The following is a 20898-nucleotide window of genomic DNA, read 5'->3' on the forward strand; positions in this document are numbered from 1 at the left end:
AGCGGATATGTATATCCCCATCATACCCCTTTACTGGGCTTTTTCCAACAGTTTTGGTTTCGCGAAGATCATCCGGCCCGCCGAGGTTTGCAGTACGCTGGTAACGAGAACCTCCATCATCGTGCCGATGTACTCGCGACCGCCTTCCACGACGATCATCGTGCCGTCATCCAAATAAGCGACGCCTTGACCATGCTCCTTGCCGTCCTTGATAATCTGTACCAGAATTTCCTCCCCTGGCAGAACTACCGGCTTCACCGCGTTGGCGAGATCATTAATGTTCAGTACCGACACACCCTGCAGCTCACATACCTTATTCAAGTTGAAATCATTCGTGACCACTTTGCCTTGAAGCACTTTGGCCAGTTTCACCAGCTTGCTGTCGACTTCGGATATTTCCTCAAAGTCCCCTTCATAAATGAGTACCTTGACGTCCAGCTCTTTCTGGATTTTGTTCAAAATATCAAGACCCCGCCGGCCGCGATTTCGCTTAAGAAGGTCTGAGGAATCCGCAATATGCTGAAGCTCCTCCAGAACAAACTCAGGAATGACAATCGTTCCTTCGATAAATCCGGTCTTGCAAATATCTGCAATTCTCCCGTCAATGATGACACTCGTATCCAAAATTTTATGTTCCTCTATGCGCCGGCCCTCAGGCTCAGCAGCTTGACTCCACTTGCCCGACATCCATAGAGAAGCCAGTTCATCCTTCTTCTCTAGTCCAATGCGAAACCCGATGTAACCGCCAAGGAGCGTAATGCCAACCTGCAGCAGCTGCCCTGCTTGTCCGAGCAAGGACAACCCTGGTGACAGCAATACAGACAGCAGCAGGCCGCTCAACAGTCCGGCGGTACCCGCAGCCAGCTCATTCATCGGAATCCGGGAGAACGAAGAGATCAGGCTATGCAGCCATCTCGTTACCCGATCCGCTGACAGCACGCCGATCATGCCAAACAATAATCCTCCAAGCACCGCGAAGGCTCCGCTTCCCGCTGCAAATAAACCTTGTCCAAAAATAGGCGAGAGCCCTGAGAAAGACCGTTCCATTGTATGATATAACGTATACCCGCCCCATGCTCCGCATAATACTGTAAATGCTAAAATGGCTTTTTTTACCATGAGCTTCCGCACACCTCCTTTTTATACATGAATATCTTTGCTTCTATTTTCCAGTATGGTCCAATTTATAAAGTCGTAATCGTGCCGACCCATCTTTTTTAAGATAAAAGTTTTCAGTGAAACCAAATGAATTGGATAATCGCAAGAAAAACATCCTCAAATATGCAGTCTATCTTCTGTAAAAGTACGCCTGTTGACGTTTTTTTTATCATATTTCCATATCCCCATATCCTACCCGTTTCGCCTACCCCCATCAGGCTTTGACGTGTACTGACATCAACCTCACAAATGGAATTGACCGCCTTCAGACACCTGAAATTGGTTGAAATCGCCTGAAGTAGTGGAATATAATGAACTCAATTCATAATATCGAGGTGGATGTATAAATGAGCGCTCCTAGTTTACAGGCTTTTCAGGACCAAGTTTCCGAATTGTTGCTCCGTCACCGCAGTCTCTTGGATGTTCTGTCTAAAAATGGTCAAAGCAATGCTTCAGTCAACCGGGCCGTAACCAAGGCCATCACAGAATGCGGATGCATCGAGCTCCACGCCACGAAGCAATCCTTCGATATGGGCTCTGATCTCGAATCAGCCCGGGAATTAGCTGGCACGCACGTCGAAGGCCATCTGTGCGAGAATTGCCGTGAAGCGGTAAGCACCGAGCTTGGCCGCAACCTATTTTATATGTCTGCTCTTGCGAATCTTCTGGACATTCAACTGGATGAGGTAGTTGACAAGGAGTCGCAGAAATGCTCCACATTGGGTATTTTTAACCTGTCGTAAACCGCTAACATGAAGACGGTTCGTAACGGCAAGGTACTCCATGCATACAAAAAAAGCATTTATCTCGCTGCGCTAGCAGGGAAATAAATGCTTTTTATTTGGATATATGTCACACAAATCCGTTCTATCGGTCAGAGGATTGATAGGCCTCATCTGATTTGGGATCATCCTTTTTACGACGTTTTTTGCGGGTCAGTCGGCGGAAATTCTGCTGTAAGCCATAACCTGCGTACAGGACCAATGGCAAGAATATCAGCTTGGAGGTCTGCTCTGGTAAGAACACGGCAACCATGACTGCGCCAATGATGACAAGCGGGGTAAATTTAATCGCTGTTTTCGGAATGCCAATCTTCTTGAAGTTCGGGTACTTGACTGCGCTAACCATGAGATAAGAAAGTAGAAGTACGGCAATAATCATATAAGTTGCTGTAATCTCTTCATGGAATAACGCCAAGGTTGCCAGCACGCCTCCCGCAGCGGGGATCGGCAGGCCGATAAAATATCCCGGTATGCCCGGACGAACATTAAATCTTGCAAGACGCAATGCGCCGCACATCGGAAATATGGCGGTCACTGTCCAAGCCAGTGCTGTATTAATATCCGTAAACGCTACGGTATACATAATGAGTGCCGGTGCTACGCCAAATGATATTACATCGGATAATGAGTCAAGTTCCTTGCCGAGCTCGCTTTGGGCATTCAATGCCCGAGCTACCCGACCGTCCAGTCCATCAAGGAGCATGGCAATGATAATCATAATGGCGGCCATACTCGTTCGACCTTCCGTCGCCAAGATGATACCAATCATTCCGAGAAACAGATTACCTAAAGTAAACATGTTCGGAATTGATTTCGTCATTTTTTTATTCACCTCATTAATGTTACGTACGAACATCGATTGTAGGTCTTTTAGATTTGTCTGTCAATAAATACTTGTTCTTGCAATCGTTTCAGGCCTTCTTTAATGGTGCGTGCACGAACTTCGCCAATCCCGTCCACTTCATCAAGTTCATGGATGGAAGCGATCATAATGCTGGATAAATCATGGAACTGGTCGACCAGATTACGAACGATCACATTCGGAAGGCGCGGGATTTTGTTCAAAATCCGGTAACCACGCGGCAGTATTTCTTCCTCCGAAGCAGCGGCAGAAGCTGGATAGCCAAGAAGCCTTACAATATGGTGAATGTCCAGCAGTTCCTCATCCGTTGAACGCTTCAGCGCAAGAATGATCTCGCGGATCTTCTCCTCGCTGTATTCCCGGGCATAGTCCGCATACAGCAGCCATGCCTCTTCCTCTATATTGCTTACAAGCTCATCCATCTGCATGCTGATCAGACGACCTTCGTTGCCGAGCTCGTTGATATAGCGCTTGATCTCCTTCTTGATGCGGAGCACCATCTCGACGCGCTGAATCACATTCACGACTTCCGGAATGGTGACCAATTCTTCAAATTCAGATGCCGAGAGGTTGGTGAGCGATTGATTAAGCACCACTCGGTATCGCTCCAAGGTCTGTATAGCCTGATTCGCCTTGGTTAAGATTACGCCGATTTCCTTCAATGCATACCGCAACGATCCTTGATACAGCGTAATAATGTTTCGGCGCTGCGAGATGGACACAACCAGCTTGCCTGTCTGTTTCGCTACCCGCTCCGCTGTTCTGTGCCGTATCCCCGTCTCGATGGAAGAGATCGAAGAATCCGGAATCAGCTGTGTATTCGCATATAAGATACGTTTCAAGTCTTCACTCAGGATGATGGCGCCGTCCATCTTGGCCAGCTCGTATAAATAGTTTGGCGAAAAATCGCAATTAATGGAGAAGCCGCCGTCGACAACTTCCATTACTTCCGGGCTGTAGCCCACAACGATCAGGGCGCCCGTCTTTGCCCGCAGCACGTTCTCCAGTCCGTCGCGAAACGGCGTTCCCGGTGCTACCAGCTTTAGCAAATCATTCATTTTGTCCAGTTGGCTCGTTTCTTTCACCTTCGTATGCCCCCTAATCTAACGCAACCGCTAATGCATCTGCAACGGTGTTTACTCCTATAATTTGTATTCCTTTCGGATGCTTCCATCCCTTTAAACTCTTCTCCGGCATGAGTACGCGTTTAAAGCCCAGCTTCTCGGCTTCCCTTACCCTTTGTTCCGCTCTGGAAACGGCACGAACCTCGCCGGTCAGACCAACCTCGCCAAAAATGACATCATACGGCTTGGTCGGAATGTCGCGGAAGCTGGATGCAATGCTAACCGCTATGGCCAAATCCACTGCTGGTTCATCAAGCTTCACGCCGCCGGCAACATTCAGATAGGCGTCTTGCGTTTGCAGGTACATGCCCATCCGTTTCTCCAGCACGGCGATGATTAGATTCATGCGGTGATGGTCCACCCCTGTGCCCATCCGGCGCGGGGACGGGAAGTGGGTTGTGGAGATGAGCGCCTGCAGCTCGACCAGAACCGGACGAGTTCCCTCCATGCTTGCAACAACGGTCGAACCCGCTACCCCTAAGGGCCGTTCAGATAAAAACAGTTCCGATGGATTCCCGACTTCCCGAAGTCCATCCTCCCCCATCTCAAAAATGCCAATCTCATTCGTCGAACCGAAACGGTTCTTTACCGCACGAAGCAAACGGTAAGTATGGTGACGCTCTCCTTCAAAATAAAGCACACAGTCCACCATGTGCTCCAGCATCCTTGGGCCTGCAATAGCGCCTTCCTTGGTCACATGACCGACCAGGACAGTCGCTATGCCCTTCACCTTCGCCAATCGCATGAAGCGTGCCGTACACTCCCGCACCTGGGAAACGCTGCCCGGCGCACTGGTTACCTCCGGCAAATACACCGTCTGAATGGAGTCAATGACAACAAAGCCAGGCTTTACGTTCTCAATGGCTTCCTCAATCGATTCCAGATTGGTTTCACACAGGACAAACAGCTCCGGAGACAGTGCCCCGAGCCGATCTGCACGCAGTTTGGTCTGGCGTACGGATTCCTCACCGGAAATGTACAGAACGCGAATACCGTTCTGGGCCAATCGATTGGAGGCTTGCAGCAGCAGCGTGGATTTGCCGATGCCGGGGTCACCGCCGACTAACACCAGCGAGCCCGGAACAAGCCCGCCGCCGAGCACACGGTTCAATTCCGCAATGCCCGTCTGGATTCTGGGTTCTTTACCGCTTTCTATATTTATGATCGAAAGGGGTTTTTCTTTACTATGAAAAAGAGGGGAATTCATCCCCTGCGTCTTGATTACCGTCTCGGTCTCTTCTACCATGGAATTCCATGATTGGCAGCCCGGACATTTTCCGAACCATTTGGGCGCTTCATAGCCGCACTCGGTACAGAAAAATTTCGTTTTAGTTTTTGCCATGTGAGTCTCCTTTATGTCGCACATCATTTGTCGGATTTCGTAAAACCCTGCAAAATCAGGCATTACTCAAAGTTTACCATTTCTTATAATTCAACGTAAAGGTTAATTGGAAACTTTACGCGGAGATGAGAAGGATTTGTTTCAAATTTGAAGGGTCCGGGGCAGAATGACATTATTTTTGCTGCAATTTATCAAACATAAGTACATGTAAACCACACATGTCCGCTTCGCTGCCGGATCGTTCTTACGATCGCTGTTAAAACCAGGAAACTGGAATTGGAATCATGGTGGTTTCCCGGTTTTAAAGGCGAACGCTGTCGCTTCTTCAGAACGATTCCGTCCGCTTCGCTACGGTTGATACATGAGGGTCTGTTTTCTTAATTCGCCATTCATCCATATGCCTAATTATTTATCGATATAAACAGCCTCGGTCATTTCATTCACATAACTTCTGAGCATCCATGTTTCTGCCCATAAACCTTCATCTTCCCTTCTAATTAAAAACAAAAACCCCGCCGGATTTAAATCCAGCGGGGTAACGTTGTTCGAGCTTATTCCGTTTCAGCTGATGCGGCAGTGACGCTCTCGTTCTTGTGTACAACCAGCTCGCCGTTTGCCTCATCAATGGTGAGCGAATCACCCTTGGCCACAGTACCTCTCAGCAGCTCCTCGGAGAGACGATCCTCGATGTGCTTCTGGATAGCCCGGCGCAGCGGGCGGGCACCAAAGGCCGGATCGTATCCTTCCTTCGCAATGAAAGCCTTCGCTTTGTCTGTGAGCTCGAAATGCACCTCGAATTCCTTCAGACGTTTACGCAGCTCGTCGGACATCAATGTCACGATTTCGGCAATGTGTTTCTCTTCCAGAGAGTGGAATACGATGATCTCGTCAATCCGGTTCAAGAACTCCGGACGGAAGCTCTTCTTGAGCTCATCCATCACTTTGCCTTTCATATTGTTATAATCGCGACCTGCATCCGTCACTGCAGTAAAGCCAAGCGTAGAGTTCTTCTTGATCGCTTCCGCTCCCACGTTGGAGGTCAGAATGATCAGGGTGTTGCGGAAGTCCACCACGCGGCCCTTGGAGTCGGTCAAGCGTCCGTCTTCCAGCACTTGAAGCAAGATGTTGAATACCTCAGGGTGTGCCTTCTCGATCTCATCGAGGAGCACAACGGAATATGGTTTGCGGCGTACCTTCTCGGTCAGCTGACCGCCTTCTTCGTAGCCGACATATCCCGGAGGCGCTCCGACGAGACGTGATGTGGAATGCTTCTCCATGTACTCGGACATATCGATCCGCACAACCGCATTCTCGTCTCCGAACATCGCTTCCGCAAGGGCGCGTGCCAGCTCGGTTTTACCTACCCCGGTAGGACCCAAGAAGATGAAGGAGCCCATTGGACGCTTCGGATCTTTCAGTCCTGCACGTGCCCGGCGAACCGCACGGCTGACCGCTTTGACCGCTTCCTCTTGACCGATCACGCGGCTGTGGAGGATTTCTTCCAGATTCAGAAGACGCTCGGTCTCTTCTTCTTTCAGTTTATTTACAGGAATACCGGTCCAGTTGGCAACAACGTCGGCGATATCCTCCGGCGTTACCTCGGAATCGGTACGTCCTTGTTTTTCTTTCCATTGATTCTTCGTAACTTCAAGCTCTTCACGCAGTTTCTGTTCCGTATCGCGCAGCGCTGCAGCTTTCTCGAATTCCTGGCTTTGGACAGCTGCATCCTTCTCTTTGCGGATGTCCTCCAGATGCGCTTCCTGATCTTTTAGATTTGGCGGTATGGTATACGTATGAAGGCGAACTTTCGAACCGGCCTCGTCAATCAGGTCAATCGCTTTATCCGGCAGGAAACGGTCCGTAATGTAGCGATCGGACAATTTCACGGCCTGCTCGATCGCTTCATCCGTAATTTTCACGCGGTGATGCGCTTCGTAACGGTCACGCAGTCCATACAGAATCTGAATGGCTTCCTCCGGCGACGGTTGATCCACCGTAATCGGTTGGAAACGGCGCTCGAGAGCCGCATCTTTTTCAATATATTTACGGTATTCGTCCAGTGTGGTTGCCCCGATGCACTGAAGCTCTCCGCGTGCCAATGATGGCTTAAGAATGTTGGAAGCGTCAATCGCTCCTTCTGCACCGCCTGCACCGATCAAGGTATGGAGCTCATCGATGAACAGAACAATGTTGCCTGCTTGACGAATCTCATCCATAATTTTTTTCAGGCGATCCTCAAACTCGCCGCGGTATTTGGTTCCAGCAACAACCGAGCCCATATCCAGCGTCATGACGCGTTTGTCGCGCAGTGTCTCCGGAATTTCATTGTTAATGATGCGTTGTGCCAGGCCTTCGGCAATCGCCGTCTTACCCACCCCTGGTTCACCAATCAACACCGGGTTGTTCTTCGTACGGCGGCTCAGCACCTGAATCACACGCTCGATTTCTTTGCTGCGTCCGATGACCGGATCCAGGTTGCCTTCTTTGGCAATGGCGGTCAGATCGCGAGCGAGACTGTCGAGTGTAGGCGTGCTTACGTTTTGCGGCGTGCCATGATGGCTCGATACCGCTTCACTGCTGCCAAGCAGCTGCAGTACTTGCTGGCGAGCCTTATTCAAGCTAATGCCCAGGTTGTTTAGCACACGAGCTGCAACCCCTTCGCCTTCGCGAATCAGCCCCAGCAGAATATGCTCAGTACCTACATAGGTATGACCAAGCTTACGAGCTTCGTCCATGGAGAGCTCAATTACCTTTTTCGCTCTAGGCGTATAAGCAATGTTGGTAGGCTGCTCCTGTCCGCGTCCGATTAATGTTTCGACTTCATCCTGAATTTTCTCAAGACCAAGTCCAAGTCCGATCAGCGCTTTGGCTGCAATGCCGTCTCCTTCACGAATAAGTCCTAGCAGGATATGTTCTGTGCCGATATTGTTGTGACCCAGACGTACCGCTTCTTCCTGAGCCAATGCAAGCACCTTTTGTGCACGTTCCGTAAATCTGCCAAACATCATAGTATTGCACCTCCACGTTTCAATTAATATATTGAACCTCGCGGATTTCGGTGTATCGTCAACTACAGGACGCTTACACCGTCATCCAACTGTAAAACGAGTATAGATCCTTAATGGTTACCCAATGTTTCTCTGATTAGCTTAGCCCTGTACATGTCGCGTTCGGAAGGAGTCATACCCTCTCCATAGGTCTTCTGCAGAAAGCCCGGCTGTGTCTTCACATTCAGTTCATTCATGACCGGATTTCCGGGCCTTCCAGGAGGCCGAGATCCACACCAAGCCGAACATCGGATAAACGCTGGGCTGCTTCCTTGGAATCCATCACTGCCGCATAAGACAGTATGCCATAGGAGCGCATAACCCGATCCGTAATCCGAAGCTTGGATTCACCCAAGAGCCGGGCTCTGGCATTCTTCTCATGCTCGATGATTTGCAGGGCAACGCTGTGAAGATTCTCAATGATCTCCGACTCGGTTTGACCGAGCGTAATCTGATTCGAGATTTGAAACAGGTTGCCTAACGCTTCGCTGCCTTCACCGTAAATCCCTCTTACCGTCAAGCCTACCTGCGATACAGCCGAGAGGATCCGGTTAATCTGTTGTGTCATAACAAGAGCGGGCAAATGCATCATGACCGATGCGCGAAGGCCAGTGCCGACATTGGTCGGACAGCTTGTAAGATAACCTCGCTTGTCATCAAACGCATAATCGATCTCGGATTCAAAAACATCATCCAGCGCCGTCGCACGTGCCCATGCCTCGCGAACCTGAAATCCGGGATATAAACACTGGATGCGCAGGTGATCCTCTTCATTGATCATAATGCTGACGGATTCATCTTCAGTAAGGATGACTGCACCGTTTCGGGATTCATTCGCCAGATTGGGACTGATTAGATGCTTCTCAACAAGAACCTTCTTATCCAGCTCATCAATCTCACTTAATTTAATTACATGCAAATCCCCGAAATCCTGCAAATCGTTCTTATTCTTCAATACATCCGTCAGGCGCTCTAGCACTTCTCCTGACTGCTGATCCGTTGCCAGCAGCGGGAAAGGAAGATGCTGCAGATTGCGCGCCACCCTGACACGGGTGCTGATGACAATGTCGGAATCCTGACCGTTCCCGCGCATCCACTCGCTCAGCGCCGAATCGGTAAACCGGAGATTAGACATCACGCATTCCTCCTACTAAAGTGCAAAATCTTACAATCTTATCCCTGAGCCATATTTCGCTCTAGCTCACGGATTTGGTCCCGGATCTCGGCAGCCGTTTCAAACTCCTCCTGCACGATCCGAATTTGAAGCTCCTTCTTAAGCTCATCGATTTGGCGTTTGATCTGAATCCGACCACCCGTACGCTTCGGCACTTTGCCGACATGGGAGGTCCCCCCATGGACTCGCTTAAACAATGGATCCAAGCGATCCGAGAAATATTTATAACACGAGCTGCAGCCGAACCGGCCAAGCTTGCTGAACTGGGAATACGTCATGCCGCATTCTTCGCATTGCAGCGTCTGAGCCATTTTTGCACCGGGGCTCTGGCCCTTGCCTGAAGGATCCAGATCCAGAAGACCTGACAGCAAACTGTGTATAGAAAAACCATTCGACGTGCCGGGGATCAATTCCCCTTTTTCACGGGCACAGGTTTCACAAAAATGAAACTCCGTTTTCTCCCCGTTCACAATTTTGGTGAAATGAAGTGTCGCCGGCCGTTTACCGCATTCTTGGCATAACATAATCCGATGCCTCCTTACACAGACTCACTTACCTAATAAAGAAATAAGCATCGCCTTCATAATCCTTGCGCGCAGCTCATCCCGATAAGGAAGCTTTACATTCAGGCACTCCCTCGAAATGGCGGCCCGCATCAGGCTGGCCTCCCGCCTCGTTAAAAACCGGGATTCCTCCAGCTGGTAAATCAATCCTTCAGCCACCGTCTGATCAATCATGCTGCCGATGGTATGATGAAGATGCTGCTGGAGTGCAGTATGCTGGGGAAGCTCGATACGCTGGATGCGTATGTACCCGCCCCCGCCGCGCTTGCTCTCGACAAGAAAGCCCTTCTCCAGCGTGAACCGTGTGCTGATCACGTAGTTGATCTGGGAAGGAACACAAGAAAATTGCTCCGCCAGATCGTTGCGTTGAATTTCAACGGTACCCTCCGGACTTTCCTGCAGTATGCTCTTCAGGTATTGTTCGATAATATCAGAGATATTACGCATTGGTCTGTTCATCCTCCACTGTTTGAAACGTTAAGACGGATAGTGATCTTACACGTCCGCACAGAGCCTTGCTTATACGTTAATTTTAACCATAATCAAAATCAGCGAACCCTCTCGTTGACTTTGACTTTCTTTGACTTTGATCTCATTATAGCACATTTTTTCATTTTGCCAAGAGGGTACTTCTCAATTTATCGCGCTTTGCAGTTATTCTTATTGTACCCAGTTCTTTGACCGCTTATAGCCTCTTTCCCAAGAACAATTCATACAAGGGCAAAAAAAGAAGCAGCCTTCATGCCGGGTCAAAACCGGTCTCAAGGCCACTTCTCCATATCGTGCTCCTGTATCGTCTACATCTTTAAGCGTCATAACTTATCAAATAGTGCTGTAATTCCGTATTGTAATAGCCGATGCTGTATTCAATGATGCTGCCTGTCCCGTCATAAGAGGATCTGAGCCGCTTCAGTAACGGCGTGCCTATACTTACATCAAGCAAGGAGGCAATCTCCTCATTTGCCACGGTCGCCAGGAATCGGTCGCGGAAATTCTCCAGCGTAATTTGACTCTCCTCGATGCGGTCATACAGAGACGGCAGTTCGGTGGAACCGAACTCTTCACCCATATCCACTTGGGATGACACATAGTGGGTGTAGTAAATGAAAGGGCTCCCGTCCAGTAAATACAAACGTTCAATAAGCAGGCACCGCTCCCCGAATTTTAAGAACAATTCACTATCCGGCTCATTGAGCACCCATTCCGTCTTCAGATGGCGTTTCCGAATTTGGTGTCCTTCTTCGACCAGAATCTCGGTGAACAGCTTGCCTTTGGAAAGCTTGGAGAAGGAAGTGTTCCGGGTCACAATCGTTCCTACCCCGCTCCGCTTCTCTACATACCCTTCCTGATACAACTCCTGGATCGCATTGCGGACCGTCATTTTGCTAACGTTAAATTCCTGTTCCAGCTGCGGCTCGGAAGGAATATGGGAGCCAAGTGGATATTCCCCATGCAGAATCCGATCTTTTATGATCTTCTTGATTTGCAAGTATAACGGACCGTTCTTCCGCGTGATCGACATGCTTCCTCCTACCTTTCCACGTCAGACATATGATGACTCATTGCCTGAAGCACTTCGCGTTCGTTCGCCGTCGGCGTATCCCCTGTTACGGTATGGGCAAGCATCGCCGCAGCTGCGGCGAAATCAACCGTCCGATTCGGTTCGTATCCCTCCGAGATCCCGTGAATCACCCCGCTGGCGTAGGCATCACCCGCGCCGATACGGTCATGGACGGAAAACGTCAAGGTTTTGGAAAAATGAAACGTTCCATCCGTGTAGAGATAGCCCTGCAGGGAATGAGTGTTATCCCCGTTGATCTTGCGGTGGGTACCCGACGCAACCGTAATATTATACTTCGCTGCCACCTGCGGGATCAACTCCTGCAGCTGTTCGTTCTGATCCACCCGAGTTGTCTCCATGCCAAGGATATAGATGGCATCTTTCTCATTCATAAAGACGATATCCGCTAAAGACAGCATTTCCTCATAGTGCGGCTTGGCAAACTCGTAGCGGTCCGCCCCCCATAAAGAGGGACGATAATTGCAATCGAACACAACGGTTCCGCCGTTTTTCTTAACTTCACGAGCCAGTGTCTTCATTTGGCCCCGTACCGTATCGTTCATGGAAAGGGTAATACCGCAAAAATGGACCATGTCAATCTTTTCGGCAATTGCACCGAAATCGTACATGGCATCCTCCGCCGTATTAAAGCTGCTGCCCAGTCGGTCCGTATAAGTTACACGTCCGGGCCTTACACCAAAGCCATTCTCCAAAAAGTACATGCCGACATATTTGCCTCCGCGGCTAATGAGCGAAGTGTCGATGCCAAGCTTGCGCAGGTAGGAAATCGCCGCTTCGCCAAGCGGGTTATCCGGCAGCGTACTGACCAGATATCCGTTATGACCGAACCTTGCCACAGCCGAGGCGATGTTTACACCCGTGCCGGAAAAGGAGTAATTCAGATGGCTCTCTTGAGCCAAGGAAGCATATCCCGGTACTTGAAGACGCATCATCACTTCGCCATATGCGGCAATCGACTTAGGCATATTGATCAACCAGCGCTTTTAGCTTGCGGTGCAGCTCTTGAACATCGCTAATGATCGTATCTCCGCTGGCCGAGTCGATAATCGAAGAGTACACGTGCGGGATGACCTGCTGCACTCCCGCTTCGAATGCGATGCGCACGATCGCTTCAAAATTCTCTTTATCAATCCCGCCTGTAGGTTCAAGCGCGAATCCTTCCTCCGCACATGCCTTCGCTACCGCCCGGTACTCATCCTCCAGCTCCAGGCCTTGCATCGGGAAGTACTTCAGTGCGTTTCCACCCATGTCGCGCACAAGCGCGATGGCCGCTTTTACAGGTACGATGGCTTTGTGTGATCCTGCGGCGCTCACCGGTCCAGTTGAGATATTCACGTAGCCCACTTGTCCTGAAGGAGACACAAGGCTGTTAATCCAGCTTTCTTTGCCATCCAGATTGGCACGTGTAGCACCAACTGCTGGGAACACCTGATTGATATGCGTGCCTGGGTAGCTCTTCACAATCTCGGCTACCACTGCAGCTTGACGATTATCGCCGGCACCCAATCCGATCGATACCGCATCTTCGATAACGGCGCCGTACTCCTTCATCGCAATAACGGCCTCTTGCGCGTTTGGATAATTTTTGGACAATACGCCGACCACCACATGCCCTTCCGCAGCTTCAAAAATTTCCTTCGCATTCTGAATGCTGCCTGCAAGTACGTTCAGTGCCGCGCGATTTCTGTAAAGACGTTTCTCCATATTTGCCATCTTAGTTCCCCCCTGCAATCTGTTGTATTCTCGTTATAATGACTTGCAAATCATCCCCGGAAAGCGAGCGAGGATCGATATCAAAGTATCCCTGGCGAACGCCGTAATCCCTGATGTAAACGGCAATATCGCCTTCGCGAAGCTGATCGTTCATGGACTTCGCACTAACCCCGGCCGCATGTTCATCGACTTTCACGCGACCCCGGAAGATCGCCCTTCCCGCTTCGTCCTGAACAATGGTTACCTCAATGCCTGGCAATTTCGATAAGGACTTCATTTCCTCCAGCGCCGCTTTCTCCTGCTCACTCTTATCTTCCTTCACCATATACTCGTCCAGCGCCTGAAGCAATCCAAACGTTGTTTCCTTGCCGACCTTCATACTGCGCCCAATACCATGAAGCTGTGCTTTCACCCACTCCACATATTGACGTTTGCCGCCGACAATACCGGAGGTCGGACCTTCAATTGCCTTGGATCCGCTGTATATGGCCAGGTCCCCGTATTTCACATATTTCTGGATATCCTCTTCAGCTGCAGCATCAATGATTAGCGGAAGTCCATGCGCCTGAGCCACTTCTGCCGCTTCTTCCACCGAGATCATATTTTTCTGCACGCAGTGATGAGATTTCACGTACAAAATGGCGGCAGTACGCTCATTTATCGCTTCCGCGATATGCTCCTTACGCCCTTCGTTGGCATACCCGACTTCAACGACCTTGCCACCTCCGAGATAAACCATCGTTTCAACAGGTGCCCCATATTGCACGTTATGTCCCTTAAACATGATAATCTCGTTCTTCGCGATTGGCTCCTGGTGTAATCGGTCACTGCGCCTGCGATTGCCTTCGGTGACGATTCCAGCCACGGAAAGAGCGATACCGCTGGAAGCGGAATTGACAACGACCGCTGCCTCGGAACCGAGAATTCGCGCCATGTAATCGCCTGCTTTATCAACCAGATCCGCGATTTCCACGTAACTCTGCCCACCGATCCGCATCGATTCCATGACGGTATCCGTCGGTGCCGATACGCCAAGAATACTCATGCGCCCGCTTGCATTAACTACGCGCTTCAACCCATATTTAGCATGTAATGAATGATCCATTGACTACCACTCCTCTGGCTTCGATATATCGATCAGCGATCCGGGTCTCCCCTTCGGAATCCGTTAAACTCATAGCCCCCTGCTGTATCGCAAACAGTGTCAGGTGAGCAGCATCGCCGACTTGGATTCGGCCAAGCTCCGGACGGCGCAGCCATCCTGCTGCATGGTCCGTTACCGCTGAGATCACCTCCTGCAAGCTGTATCCCAAATAAAGGAACTTCGTCAGGACATTAGCCAGGCTGTACACCGGGCCATTGATGCGATTCCCGCGATAGATATCGGTGCTGATCGTGTCAGGTTTAATCCCTTGGGTTTTGGCATACTCTGCCACCAAGAACGAGAAGCTCGCCGTTCCATGGCCCACATCCAGATGAACGCCGCGAGCTATCGCTTCCACCAGGGCAGGAATCGGCTTTCCGTCCGAATCAAATAAATTGTTGGCCTTCCCATTTAAATAATGAGTGATAATGTCGTCCTTCTGAAGCAGTTCCAATACTTCCTCAATCGGCGGTGGCCCTGACCCGATATGTACCATCAGCGGCAGCGACGTTTTTCCTGATATTTTTCTTGCAAGACGAAGCGGCTCTACCCCATTGTCCTTGACTACGCTTTTGCTGATTCTGGCCTTGAGTCCAATGATCAGATCTGGATACGTGCAAACCGCCTTTGTTGCCTTCTCGGCATCGATCCATTCCAGACTAGACAACTCGTCGACCCGCTGCAGACCGATATGGGAAATATTCAAAAAAGCAAACACATTCGTCTTGGACCTTGCAACCTCGGCTGCCAGTTCTCCAATTGTATCCGCACCACAGCTCCCTGCGTCGATAATGGTGGCAACCCCTTGCTTTACGCCTATCTCGTCGATGGCATCTCCGTAAGGCTCCAACTTAGCGACCGCATGGACATGCATATCGATCCAGCCGCTGGACACATATAGTCCCGTACCATCAAAACTGTTGGCACCGTGTGCCGTGTTCGCATCCGTTATTTCGGTTATGAACCCGTTCTCCATGACAATGTCAAAAGGTTTATCCTCATGCACCGTCTTTACATTGCGTATAATAAAACGCTGTTCCAATATCTTCATAGCTTCACTCCTTCAGCCTTGCCGGACCAGCCTTAGATCCTCTTATCCCGTCGGTTTACATTGTATAAGTTGAGTGTCGTGATTATAGCATAGCACAGAACATGCGTTACGTGAATATAACGTTATAATGTTTAAATCCTGTTTCTATATTTATTACTATCTTAGAATGATGCAATGAAGCGCTGCGCTCTTGCTCAGTACGGGTATGGGTATGGTTCTAGTTCTGTTTTCCCCGTGTTATCTCCTTCCATATGCAAAAAAACTGCCCTCGATAGGCAGTCTCTTTGTTCGTTCTATAGTCTAGACCTTCTTCATTCATCTTCCGGATTTCCAAGTACTCTTTTTGGTTAAACCTCAACCTTCCGGTCAATGAGGTAAACCGTTGCATACAAGATCAAGGCGGCCATGATCACTTCAAAAGCAAGTCCCCCCCATGCTAATGTATATTGCATTGTCGACACCGTAATGTCTGCTTCTTTCTCAAAAAATGAAATGTTAGCCATAGGGCCGACCCACGCTGCCTCATCTCCGAAAAGTACTTGGCTAAGCCAGCCAAGAACGTATTGCAATACGAAGAACACCAGAATGCCGATCCATGTACTGCCCTTCTTCGTGATGCTCCTGGACACGGTAATTGCAAAAAATATCGCAATCATCAAATAGATGAATTTCCATACCATCAGCAGGGCAAACCCGACATAATACGAAACGGGAATATCAGCGAAATTGATATTTTCCCAAATGCCGGCTGAGCTCCAGTAGTACCATAAATGCAGAGCCATCAATATGCCAAGTGCCAGCAAGCTTACACATGCAAGTAAAAGTGATGAAACCACATTCCACACGGAACGTACGGGGAGTAAACGCCGGTGATATGCCTTTATGTTATAGCCGAAGTTCTTGCCAGTGACTACAAGAAGCAGAACACTCACAGAGCCATAAGCCAGCATGCTTAAAGCCAACTTTACTCCAAGCTCCCAATCTTTTATAGAGCCCGTTACGGTGATCGCTATCTGAACGATGAGAAGGATCGCGAAGGCGCCGAGCAGCGTAGTCGAATTTCTCTTCCAGTCGTATTTGAACAGTTTCATCATTCCGCATACACCTCTTTAAACATCTCATCCACGCTTTTTCCGTGTTTTAGGCGGATGTTCTCAACTTCGTCATGCATGACAACTTCGCCGCCCTGAATAAAGATCACTTCATCAAATATCCGCTCAATATCCCGGACCAAATGGGTTGAAATGATAATGCTGCTATCCTCATTGTAGAATTCAACAATCGCATCCAAAATTTTGCCCCGGGCTACCGGATCCACTCCGCCAATCGGCTCATCCAGCATATACAGTTGGGCTTCACGGGACAAGGCCAGTGTTAACTGCAGGCGCTCATTCATTCCTTTGGACAAGGAACTGATGCGGTCTTGGGTCTTTAAATTCATGAATTCCAGCATGTTGCGGGCTTTCTCCACATTAAAGTCCTCATAAAAATCTTTAAAATATGCCACCGCATCCGATACCTTCATCCAGGATTCCGTCACGGGCCGGTCCGGCATAAAGGAAACGATGGCTTTGGTTTCCAGACCGACCGGCTTGCCCTTCACGTAAGCGCCGCCCTTTGTCGGCTGGATCAACCCAGCCGCAATCTTCATGAGCGTACTCTTTCCGCTGCCGTTGGTGCCCAGCAAACCAATGATTTTTCCACCGCTGATATCCAGATTGACATCCTGTAACGCTCTGCGGCCACCGGCATATGTTTTGGTCACGTTCCTTACCTGTAACAGATTCTCCACCGTGATTTCACCTCCACTATGGATCATGGCTGCTTCACAGCATCTTCCACGATCGATATGATGTCCTGATCTTTAAAGCCAAGCTCCTGCATACCGCGAATAAAGCGTTCCAGCAGATCGCCGGCCATTTCTTTTTTGATTTCCATAATTTTGGATTCCTCGCTTGTCACGTATCGGCCCAATCCTCTCCGTGTCTCCACAATACCCTCACGCTCCAATTCCTGAAAAGTTCGCTGCACCGTGTTTGGATTTATTTGAAGCTCACTCGCTAATTCTCGAACCGATGGGATTTTATCACCGGGCTGCAGTTTACCGATGATGATTTCTTTCTTTAAATACGTCATGATCTGTAAATAGATCGGCAGATTATTGTCGAATTCTATACTCACTGTCGGGTTGCTCCTTTCCGCCGCTCTACCTCGAACTCAGGTCCCTTATGCGACATCCCGTTTTTTAAACGTAACAAAGCCTATCGCAAGAAACAAGAGGAGATATACAGCGAGCACAATCATTGAGAATGTTAAACTCATGCCCGGAATCGGGGAGCTTGCGCCTCCGTTGTACATGGAAAGATCCACGTTCAGAAACAGCAGATATTTGGACCAGGAGTAACGCGCAAGCAGCTGTACCACCATACTTTCCATAATGACCATGAACATGCCGATGCCGATTGCAGGACCGGTGGATTTCGTTAGAATGCCTACCATAAAGGTTAGCGTTACATAAACGATCGTATACACCAGGTTGTTCACTGCTCCAATGAGCACATCGCCAAGCGTAACGGAGCCGACATCCATGCCGAACGTAATTTGACCAGCCAGCACGGCTACAGCAAACATGAAGGCCACCAGTGTAAAGGTGTAAATCAATACGGCAACATATTTCGATGCCAAAATCTTGGTGCGGCTCTGTGCACGTATGAGCAGCAATTTGATCGTTCCCATGCTGTGCTCCTTCGCTACGGCTCCTGCCGTCACGACAATGGCAAGCAGGGTCAGCACTTGCCCCATTCCCTTGGTTGTTACAGCTATCTCGGCAAATTCATAACCGGTACTGCCCCCACCGGAAAACTTATAGAGCAAGAATGCCATGAAGATCACCATCCCGGCTAAAAGCGCATATGGCAGAAAGAAGCTGCGTTTCTTAAACATTTTGAGCCATTCATTCCAGACGAGATTTCCAAAGCTACGCAATGCGGTTGCCTCCTGTCCATTTTAAGAATTCTTCTTCAAGTGACGATTTGATCTCTTCCACCCGGTAAATCCGTACCCGTGCATCACACAGTGACTGGATCAACCCAGGAATATCTTCTTCATGAAGTTGAAGGGTAATGGTTCCTTCCTCCATTTGAGTGTTGAGCAATGTGATGTTTTGCAAGTGTCTAATCGTTTGCTCGGCCATAGCCACGTCATTCACGCGGAAGCTTACCGTGGTTAACTCTTCATTAACGACTGGACCCCCGATCGAACGCTCGGTTACGAGTTTACCTTCCTGGATAACGACCACACGGCTGCACATCAGTTCCATTTCCGACAGCAGGTGACTGGATACAAGAATGGCAATTCCCTCGTCTTTGGCGATTTGCTTCAAGTAATCCCGCATCTCGCGGATACCGGCTGGATCCAGGCCGTTTGTCGGCTCGTCAAGAATGAGGATGGATGGATTATGCAGCAAGGCCTGCGCTATTCCAAGCCGTTGGCGCATCCCCAGGGAATAAGCACGCACCTTCTTGTGTATGGCATCCTGAAGCCCAACCAGCTTGACAACCTCCATGATTCTCGTGATAGTCACACCCTCGGACATTCGCTGGTACTGTCTCAGGTTGTCATAACCGCTCATATAAGGGTAAAATTCCGGGTTCTCGATAATGCCCCCGATATGGCGAACGGCTTGAACGAAGTCTTTCTTGATACTGTGTCCTTTCACCTGTACATCGCCATGTGTCATCTCAATCAACCCTACAATCATCCGAATGGTTGTTGTTTTGCCTGCGCCGTTCGGCCCAAGCAAACCAACGATTTCGCCGCGATGAATGTCAAAGGAAAGTCCATCGACGATGTTCTTCTTTCCAATCGTTTTGGTGACTTGTTCAACGGTCAGAACGACTGGACCTTGCTTGGCATTCTTCCTCTCTGTGGAGGCTGAAGCGTGTACTCCGTTCTTTAAATCTGTTACGGCATTCTCTATATTGGTTGTTGCCTCATTTGATGCGTTCCTATTCATGGTTTTTCATTCACTCCTTCTTGTATCGGTGTCATAGTTAAATAGTACACTAGTGTCTCGGTTCTGTAAAGCCCAATTTTTTTGTTTAATATTTCGTATTGACATCCAACCGTTGGATAATTATGCTTAATTAATTCATATAACCAAAAGGTTATATTTAAAAGAGATGGGGGGACTCCAATCATGAGTGATATGTACCGCGCCGTTTCAGATCCCATCCGAAGAAAAATCCTAAATATGGTCGCTCATCGAGAGCTCCCTCAGTTGGAGATCGTGAAGTCATTCCATATCTCACAGCCGGCTGTAAAAAAGCATCTTGCTATCTTGCTGGAAGAGGAGCTGTTACTAGAGCGAAGAGAAGGCAAGTATTGCTACTACCGATTGAATACCCCGACTTTTCAGCGCGGGTATGTGGAACTTCAACAAGAGCTTGGCTCTATTCTGGAGAATAAGTTAAGCAGACTTAAACAATATCTTGAGGAGGAATCATAGGTATGGACTCTATTTTTAACCATGTTCAGCGGGAGATTCTCATCCATACAACACCCGATCGTGTATGGAAAGCATTGACCGATCCGCAAGAACGCAATCAATGGGAGACTCGCCATTGTGAGATCGACCTGAAGGTCGGCGGTCAAGTCGCTCTTGATTACGGCTGGGGCGTATCCTATGTTGGTACGATTGAGGAACTTATCCCTTACAGAAAACTCACGCTCATGGGAGAGGACCAGGAACTTACTATTTGGACCATTGAACCACATACCGAGGGAACCTTGGTCCGCATCGAGTACACGGGATCATGGTCCAATGAGCGAGAGTATATGATGATGGATAACATGGCCTTTAGTACATGCCGATTCATGCGGAATATGAAGAGCGTGCTGGAGACGGACCAAGATATTCGGTCCATTTTCTGGTCCAGCTGGATCGGCATGAACCATTATACATACCGCCGTGACGGTATAGAGGGCGTCAAAGTCATTGAGGTGTTTCCCCATACACCAGCAGACGGTGTCGTTGAGGAAGGCGATATCATTTCAAGAGCGGCTGGCCAGGTCATTCGGAGCTATGATGAGCTTGAGGATAAGGTCACATCGATGCAGCCTGGCGAGGAGGTTGTCATCGAGTTCGTCCGACATGGCGAACCCAGCAGCGCTACGCTTACGGTGCTGCCTTATGGACAGCGGGTCGTGGTTGAAACATAAGTCATGAATTGCAGTAAGTAATGAAGTAGTTCAAATTATCTGCATATAGGAAAAGACCGCTATCGATTACTCGATAACGGTCTTTATGGTTGTTCGCTTGGCGACGTCCTACTCTCCCGGGACCCTTCGGTCCAAG

20 protein-coding genes and 1 pseudogene are annotated in these 20898 nt (G+C 49.2%); 3 read left to right on the top strand and 18 right to left on the bottom strand.

Features of this window, described 5'->3' with window-relative positions; all coding sequences use genetic code 11:
- Positions 1-30: 30 nt before the first annotated feature.
- Positions 31-1119 carry a PIN/TRAM domain-containing protein gene (locus CRG97_RS29680; protein WP_076326240.1) on the bottom strand — a complete coding sequence of 363 codons (1089 nt, stop codon included), beginning with the start codon at positions 1117-1119 and terminating at the stop codon, positions 31-33.
- 386 nt (positions 1120-1505) lie between these two features.
- Here CRG97_RS29680 and CRG97_RS29685 point away from each other — a divergent pair, with 386 nt between their 5' ends.
- Positions 1506-1901 (top strand): nucleoside triphosphate pyrophosphohydrolase family protein, encoded by a 396-nt coding sequence (locus CRG97_RS29685; RefSeq protein WP_098749111.1) that lies wholly within the window; start codon positions 1506-1508, stop codon positions 1899-1901.
- Positions 1902-2025: 124 nt separating this feature from the next.
- On the opposite strand, the gene pssA is transcribed toward CRG97_RS29685, so the two are convergent.
- The 17 genes and pseudogenes from pssA to CRG97_RS29770 all read right to left on the bottom strand — a co-directional run bounded on the left by pssA (position 2026) and on the right by CRG97_RS29770 (position 19557).
- The gene (pssA, locus tag CRG97_RS29690; RefSeq protein ID WP_098749112.1) at positions 2026-2760 is read right to left on the bottom strand and encodes a CDP-diacylglycerol--serine O-phosphatidyltransferase; all 735 of its coding nucleotides are present in this window, start codon (positions 2758-2760) and stop codon (positions 2026-2028) included.
- Positions 2761-2810: 50 nt separating this feature from the next.
- Positions 2811-3887 carry a DNA integrity scanning diadenylate cyclase DisA gene (gene disA, locus CRG97_RS29695; protein WP_076326243.1) on the bottom strand — a complete coding sequence of 359 codons (1077 nt, stop codon included), beginning with the start codon at positions 3885-3887 and terminating at the stop codon, positions 2811-2813.
- Between the two features lie 13 nt (positions 3888-3900).
- Positions 3901-5268, bottom strand: a complete 1368-nt coding sequence (gene radA, locus CRG97_RS29700) for a DNA repair protein RadA (protein WP_098749113.1) — start codon at positions 5266-5268, stop codon at positions 3901-3903.
- 551 nt (positions 5269-5819) lie between these two features.
- Entirely contained in the window at positions 5820-8276 is a 2457-nt protein-coding gene (clpC, locus tag CRG97_RS29705) for an ATP-dependent protease ATP-binding subunit ClpC (protein WP_098749114.1), read from the bottom strand.
- A gap of 110 nt (positions 8277-8386) precedes the next feature.
- Positions 8387-9450 (bottom strand): annotated as a pseudogene (gene mcsB, locus CRG97_RS29710) (protein-arginine kinase McsB).
- A 38-nt stretch (positions 9451-9488) separates the two neighbouring features.
- Positions 9489-10013 carry a protein-arginine kinase activator protein McsA gene (mcsA, locus tag CRG97_RS29715; RefSeq protein WP_098749115.1) on the bottom strand — a complete coding sequence of 175 codons (525 nt, stop codon included), beginning with the start codon at positions 10011-10013 and terminating at the stop codon, positions 9489-9491.
- Between the two features lie 24 nt (positions 10014-10037).
- Positions 10038-10499, bottom strand: a complete 462-nt coding sequence (locus tag CRG97_RS29720; RefSeq protein WP_006212959.1) for a CtsR family transcriptional regulator — start codon at positions 10497-10499, stop codon at positions 10038-10040.
- A 358-nt stretch (positions 10500-10857) separates the two neighbouring features.
- Entirely contained in the window at positions 10858-11574 is a 717-nt protein-coding gene (locus CRG97_RS29725) for a GntR family transcriptional regulator (protein ID WP_098749116.1), read from the bottom strand.
- Positions 11575-11582: 8 nt separating this feature from the next.
- Positions 11583-12599: a sugar kinase gene (locus CRG97_RS29730; protein ID WP_098749117.1), complete on the bottom strand. Its 1017-nt coding sequence runs from the start codon at positions 12597-12599 to the stop codon at positions 11583-11585.
- A complete protein-coding gene (gene dagF, locus CRG97_RS29735; protein WP_098749118.1) occupies positions 12592-13347 on the bottom strand; it encodes a 2-dehydro-3-deoxy-phosphogluconate aldolase in 756 nt (251 codons plus the stop codon). Before dagF ends, CRG97_RS29730 begins: the two co-directional genes overlap by 8 nt.
- Before the next feature lies 1 nt (position 13348).
- Complete coding sequence (locus CRG97_RS29740) at positions 13349-14452, bottom strand: DgaE family pyridoxal phosphate-dependent ammonia lyase (protein WP_098749119.1); 1104 nt, start codon at positions 14450-14452, stop codon at positions 13349-13351.
- On the bottom strand, positions 14430-15533 hold the full coding sequence (locus tag CRG97_RS29745; RefSeq protein WP_202619022.1) for an amidohydrolase/deacetylase family metallohydrolase: 1104 nt from the start codon (positions 15531-15533) through the stop codon (positions 14430-14432). Before CRG97_RS29745 ends, CRG97_RS29740 begins: the two co-directional genes overlap by 23 nt.
- Before the next feature lie 356 nt (positions 15534-15889).
- Positions 15890-16636, bottom strand: coding sequence for a hypothetical protein (locus CRG97_RS29750; RefSeq protein ID WP_098749121.1), 747 nt, complete (start codon positions 16634-16636; stop codon positions 15890-15892).
- Positions 16633-17334, bottom strand: a complete 702-nt coding sequence (locus tag CRG97_RS29755; RefSeq protein ID WP_202619021.1) for an ABC transporter ATP-binding protein — start codon at positions 17332-17334, stop codon at positions 16633-16635. The genes CRG97_RS29750 and CRG97_RS29755 overlap by 4 nt, the downstream gene beginning before the upstream one ends.
- 23 nt (positions 17335-17357) lie before the next feature.
- Positions 17358-17723 carry a GntR family transcriptional regulator gene (locus tag CRG97_RS29760; RefSeq protein WP_076326254.1) on the bottom strand — a complete coding sequence of 122 codons (366 nt, stop codon included), beginning with the start codon at positions 17721-17723 and terminating at the stop codon, positions 17358-17360.
- Positions 17724-17768: 45 nt separating this feature from the next.
- Positions 17769-18527, bottom strand: a complete 759-nt coding sequence (locus tag CRG97_RS29765; RefSeq protein WP_098749123.1) for an ABC transporter permease — start codon at positions 18525-18527, stop codon at positions 17769-17771.
- Complete coding sequence (locus CRG97_RS29770; RefSeq protein ID WP_098749124.1) at positions 18520-19557, bottom strand: ABC transporter ATP-binding protein; 1038 nt, start codon at positions 19555-19557, stop codon at positions 18520-18522. The genes CRG97_RS29765 and CRG97_RS29770 overlap by 8 nt, the downstream gene beginning before the upstream one ends.
- Before the next feature lie 183 nt (positions 19558-19740).
- Between CRG97_RS29770 and CRG97_RS29775 the strand changes: the two genes are divergently transcribed.
- Both CRG97_RS29775 and CRG97_RS29780 read left to right on the top strand, forming a co-directional pair.
- Positions 19741-20049 (top strand): metalloregulator ArsR/SmtB family transcription factor, encoded by a 309-nt coding sequence (locus CRG97_RS29775; RefSeq protein WP_098749125.1) that lies wholly within the window; start codon positions 19741-19743, stop codon positions 20047-20049.
- 2 nt (positions 20050-20051) lie between these two features.
- On the top strand, positions 20052-20762 hold the full coding sequence (locus CRG97_RS29780; protein WP_098749126.1) for an SRPBCC family protein: 711 nt from the start codon (positions 20052-20054) through the stop codon (positions 20760-20762).
- The last annotated feature ends 136 nt before the right edge of the window (positions 20763-20898 follow it).

Source organism: Paenibacillus sp. EZ-K15 (genome assembly GCF_002573715.1).
Taxonomy (GTDB): domain Bacteria; phylum Bacillota; class Bacilli; order Paenibacillales; family Paenibacillaceae; genus Paenibacillus_AQ.

Bases quoted from the DNA above. Each gene is read 5' to 3' on its own strand.
- CRG97_RS29730 (WP_098749117.1), bottom strand. From the start codon at position 12,599: ATGCCTAAGTCGATTGCCGCATATGGCGAAGTGATGATGCGTCTTCAA.
- CRG97_RS29775 (WP_098749125.1), top strand. From the start codon at position 19,741: ATGAGTGATATGTACCGCGCCGTTTCAGATCCCATCCGAAGAAAAATC.
- CRG97_RS29685 (WP_098749111.1), top strand. From the start codon at position 1,506: ATGAGCGCTCCTAGTTTACAGGCTTTTCAGGACCAAGTTTCCGAATTG.
- CRG97_RS29680 (WP_076326240.1), bottom strand. From the start codon at position 1,119: ATGGTAAAAAAAGCCATTTTAGCATTTACAGTATTATGCGGAGCATGG.
- pssA (WP_098749112.1), bottom strand. From the start codon at position 2,760: ATGACGAAATCAATTCCGAACATGTTTACTTTAGGTAATCTGTTTCTC.
- dagF (WP_098749118.1), bottom strand. From the start codon at position 13,347: ATGGCAAATATGGAGAAACGTCTTTACAGAAATCGCGCGGCACTGAAC.
- CRG97_RS29740 (WP_098749119.1), bottom strand. From the start codon at position 14,452: ATGGATCATTCATTACATGCTAAATATGGGTTGAAGCGCGTAGTTAAT.
- CRG97_RS29725 (WP_098749116.1), bottom strand. From the start codon at position 11,574: ATGTCGATCACGCGGAAGAACGGTCCGTTATACTTGCAAATCAAGAAG.
- CRG97_RS29780 (WP_098749126.1), top strand. From the start codon at position 20,052: ATGGACTCTATTTTTAACCATGTTCAGCGGGAGATTCTCATCCATACA.
- CRG97_RS29770 (WP_098749124.1), bottom strand. From the start codon at position 19,557: ATGAATAGGAACGCATCAAATGAGGCAACAACCAATATAGAGAATGCC.
- mcsA (WP_098749115.1), bottom strand. From the start codon at position 10,013: ATGTTATGCCAAGAATGCGGTAAACGGCCGGCGACACTTCATTTCACC.
- clpC (WP_098749114.1), bottom strand. From the start codon at position 8,276: ATGATGTTTGGCAGATTTACGGAACGTGCACAAAAGGTGCTTGCATTG.
- CRG97_RS29750 (WP_098749121.1), bottom strand. From the start codon at position 16,636: ATGATGAAACTGTTCAAATACGACTGGAAGAGAAATTCGACTACGCTG.
- radA (WP_098749113.1), bottom strand. From the start codon at position 5,268: ATGGCAAAAACTAAAACGAAATTTTTCTGTACCGAGTGCGGCTATGAA.
- CRG97_RS29720 (WP_006212959.1), bottom strand. From the start codon at position 10,499: ATGCGTAATATCTCTGATATTATCGAACAATACCTGAAGAGCATACTG.